Raw genomic sequence first — 3939 nt, 5'->3', positions numbered from 1 at the left:
ACCTGCTACAATTGACACTTCTAATACATTGGCGCAGGTGGGAAACTTGTTAAGACAATATAATGGTGTAACATACGATTACCGTTTCTTTATCTAAAAAGTAGCTCGCCATAAACAGTCTTCATTTATGGCGGACTACTCGATTATAAATTCTGTTGTATCGAAAAGATTCTATACAATTTACACTACCTATCACACAAAGGTCGTAAGCATCCGATAAAGTACACATTGTAGACCTAAAAACTCTTCTATTACTTTGCGTTCAAAAACGTAGTTATGAAACGATCAATGAGTAAAGAAGAGTTTTTAGCGCTATATCAGCGCCAACAGTCCAGCGGACTAACCATAAAGGATTTCTGTGATAATGAATCGTATCCTGCTTCCTGTTTTCATTATTGGAAGAAGAAATATGGATTGAGTCACCCATATACCAAACACACCGAACCTACAGGTGATTCGTTTATCCCTCTTAATATTAATCATACTCCTGCCATTCCCACTTCATCATGTGGTGACAGGCATGTAACCATAGAACTTCCATCCGGCATAAAGATCCACCTCAACATCCTAAGTAATCCGGAGATTATTTATGGCCTGATCAGTAAATTATGTAGCCATGTTCTGCCTGAATGATACGATGCGCTACTTCCTGTGTCCCGGGAAGACAGATATGCGCAAAGGAATAAATTCCCTTTGTGGGCTTGTTCATGATAAAATGGGATATGACGTTCGACTTGGCGATGTGTTTATCTTTGTCAACCGAAGCAGAACAACCATGAAACTTCTGCATACCGAAGACGGAGGTATGGTTTTATACATAAAACGCCTTGAGGAAGGTACCTTTAGACTTCCTTCCTATGATAGTGAAAGCCGTTCCTATCCCATGGAATGGCGTGATTTAGTACTGATGGTGGAAGGCATAACCGATAATCCGAGTGATAGACTCAAACGTCTTAAAGCCGGTCGAAAAGAAGGATTTTATTGATTAAAAAGAGCTTCCTAAACTTGTATAGCTGTACGATTTTCAGTATCTTTACATTATAATAAGATACTAAAAAGAATGATTCATACAGATACGATGGAACTAATAATCAAGAATCAACAGGAGCAAATAAAAGGGCTTCCGGAGACAAATCGTACCCTTGTAGAATCAAATCAGAAACTTATGGAACAGACGGGAGAACTGCAGCAAAAAGTACAGGAACTCCTGTCGCAAGTAGCCTGGTTAAACAGACAGCTTTTCGGCAGAAAGAGTGAAAAGCTGGCATCCTTGGATCCCAACCAGCTTGCCTTGTTTGATACCTTGGCTAATCCCAGGCAAGAGGAAACGGATCTTGTGGAGACTGGCGTAGGCACTAGGACATGTAAACCGGACGGAAAGAAAAAAGAATCCCGCCGTAATCGGGAACTGTTAGAGGGGCTGCCCGTTGTGGAAGTCATTGTCGAACCTGATAATGTGGATCTGAATCGATATCGTCGTATAGGTGAAGAGCGCACACGTACGCTTGAATTTGAACCGGGAAAGCTATATGTCAAAGAGACAGTACGTCCCAAATACGGACTCAAAAATAATTTAAGTCTTCCCAAAGAGGGTGAAAGCGGTGTCATAATAGCACCGCTTCCACCTTCCCCTATATACAAATGTCTGGCAGGACCTTCCTTGCTAGCCGAAATACTTCTGCAGAAATATGAATATCATGTTCCCTTTTACCGTCAGGTAAAGGAATACAGACATTTGGGTGTACGACTGCCGGAAAGTACTTTAAGCGGGTGGTTTAAGCCAGTATGTGAGTTATTAAGTCCTCTTTATTCGGAATTAGTAAAGCTCGTAACGGGCAGCGGATATGTTCAGGTCGACGAAACCACAGTACGGGTCATCAACAAAGGAAAGGGAAAAACCGATAAGGAGTATTTATGGATGGTCAGGGCAGCTATGGAAAAACTGGTCATCTTCCATTATGATGACGGTTCCCGATCCGGACAGACAATCAGAAATTTATTAAAGGACTTCAAAGGATATCTTCAAAGTGACGGATACAGTGCCTACAATGCGTTTGATGGCACTAAGGACGTGTGCCTTATTGCCTGTCTGGCCCATATCAGAAGACATATGGAGCTGGCACTGGATGAAAATAGATCACTTGCTGAATATGCTCTTAAACAAATACAGGAACTATATCATATTGAGCAGATAGCAGATGCCCGGAAACTCGATGCGCAGGGACGATGTGCACTCCGCCAGCGTTTGGCAACTCCCATACTTGACTCCTTTGAAAAATGGATGGAACAGACTTATGGCAAAGTACCACCAAGAAGTCGCATGGGACAAGCTATTACCTATACTTATCCTCTTTGGCCAAGAATGAAGAATTACCTGAAAGATGGAAATCTGAAAATCGATAATAATCTGGCGGAAAATGCGATTAGACCACTTACTTTGTCCAGAAAGAACTTCCTCTTTTGTGGTAACCACGAGGCAGCTGAAAATACAGCAATCATATGCTCACTATTAGCTACCTGTAAAGCACAGGAAATTAACCCAAGGGAATGGCTGAATGATGTCATAGCCAAACTTCCATACTATCTGGAAAGAGACTCCGGGAAAAATGTTCGTGAACTTCTTCCGGATGTTTGGAAGTTAGAGAAATCCAACACGAATCCAATTGGAGTTTAAATATTTATGTTAAAGAATAAAAGACACTGTCCAGAATTTTGTGTAAATGAAAACAGGATTCAGTTGTAAGTTTGTTCTTATATCTGGATTCTGTTTTCAAACATAAGCATAAATTGATTCATAATCAAGCCCCAGTTTGAAATAGGCATTGTCCATTTCTTTTCAATCTCCATAAGCGAAAGATATACGGTCTTTTTTACAGCATCGTCCGAAGGAAATGAAAGTTTTGATTTCGTGTACTTTCTGATTTTTCCATTCAGGTTCTCAATGAGATTGGTTGTGTAGATTATTTTTCTGATTTCCAGCGGGAATTGGAAGAAAACAGTCAAATCATCCCAGTTGTTTCTCCTATAGCATAAGGATACTTTCCTCCCCATTTCTTTTCCAGATTGTCAAGTTCTGTGGCTGCAACCTCTTTGTTGGGTGCATTATAGATATTCTTCATATCCGCTGTAAACTCTTTCTTATCCTTATAAACGACATATTTACAGGAATTTCTGATCTGATGTACCACACAGACTTGAGTGGATGACTGAGGGAATACACTGCGGATAGTATCCGTAAATCCATTCAGATTGTCGGTACAGGTAATCAGTATATCCTGCACTCCACGGGCTTTTAAGTCGGTCAGGACACCCATCCAGAAAGAAGAGCTTTCCGATTTGCCAACCCACATGCCAAGAACTTCCTTCAGGCCGTTCTGTTTCAGTCCGACGCAAAGGTAAACGGTCTTGTTTATGATCTTGCCGTTATCCCGTACCTTGAAGACAATACCGTCCATCCAGACTATCAGGCAAACAGGATCAAGGGGACGGTTCTGCCACTCCTGGGCAGCCTGATTGACTTTGTTGGTAATGATGGAAATGGCCGATGTAGAGAGCTCTATTTCATAAATCTCACGCATCTCTTCCTCTATGTCAGAAACGCTCATTCCTTTGGCGTATAGGGAGATAACGAGCTTTTCTATAGAAAGTCCACGACTTTCATGTTTGGGCACTGCTATCGGCTCAAACTGGCCGTTACGGTCACGTGGAATAGAAATGACAGACTCTCCATGTTCGGTCTGGATTTTCTTCGGATAACTGCCATTCCGGGAGTTGCCGGTATTGTTCCCTGTCACAGAATTCTTTTCATAGCCCAAATGGGCATCCATTTCGCCTTCAAGCATCTTCTCCAGCACCTGGGCATGCAACTGTTTCAGAAACTTGCTCACATCCGCTTCTGTCTTGAACTGGCTAAGGAACTCCTTGCTTAACACCTCATCG

3 protein-coding genes and 1 pseudogene are annotated in these 3939 nt (G+C 41.8%); 3 read left to right on the top strand and 1 reads right to left on the bottom strand.

What is annotated here, in order from left to right:
• Nucleotides 1–276 precede the first annotated feature (276 nt).
• The 3 genes from tnpA (at nucleotide 277) to BHV83_RS00305 (ending at nucleotide 2674) form a co-directional block, all read left to right on the top strand.
• Entirely contained in the window at nucleotides 277–633 is a 357-nt protein-coding gene (gene tnpA, locus BHV83_RS00315) for an IS66 family insertion sequence element accessory protein TnpA (RefSeq protein ID WP_005635862.1), read from the top strand.
• Nucleotides 617–985 carry an IS66 family insertion sequence element accessory protein TnpB gene (tnpB, locus tag BHV83_RS00310; protein WP_005633771.1) on the top strand — a complete coding sequence of 123 codons (369 nt, stop codon included), beginning with the start codon at nucleotides 617–619 and terminating at the stop codon, nucleotides 983–985. Before tnpA ends, tnpB begins: the two co-directional genes overlap by 17 nt.
• Nucleotides 986–1060: 75 nt before the next feature.
• Nucleotides 1061–2674, top strand: a complete 1614-nt coding sequence (locus BHV83_RS00305) for an IS66-like element ISBvu3 family transposase (protein WP_122206124.1) — start codon at nucleotides 1061–1063, stop codon at nucleotides 2672–2674.
• A gap of 77 nt (nucleotides 2675–2751) precedes the next feature.
• On the opposite strand, the pseudogene BHV83_RS00300 reads toward BHV83_RS00305, so the two are convergent.
• Nucleotides 2752–3932, bottom strand: a pseudogene (locus BHV83_RS00300) (IS256 family transposase).
• Nucleotides 3933–3939 lie beyond the last annotated feature (7 nt).

The sequence above is a fragment of the Parabacteroides sp. merdae-related_45_40 genome (assembly GCF_001915675.1).
This window is presented reverse-complemented; position numbering and strand designations above follow the sequence as displayed.

Excerpts from the sequence above, each read along its gene's own strand:
- tnpB (WP_005633771.1), top strand. The coding sequence starts at position 617 with ATGTTCTGCCTGAATGATACGATGCGCTACTTCCTGTGTCCCGGGAAG.
- BHV83_RS00305 (WP_122206124.1), top strand. The coding sequence starts at position 1,061 with ATGATTCATACAGATACGATGGAACTAATAATCAAGAATCAACAGGAG.
- tnpA (WP_005635862.1), top strand. The coding sequence starts at position 277 with ATGAAACGATCAATGAGTAAAGAAGAGTTTTTAGCGCTATATCAGCGC.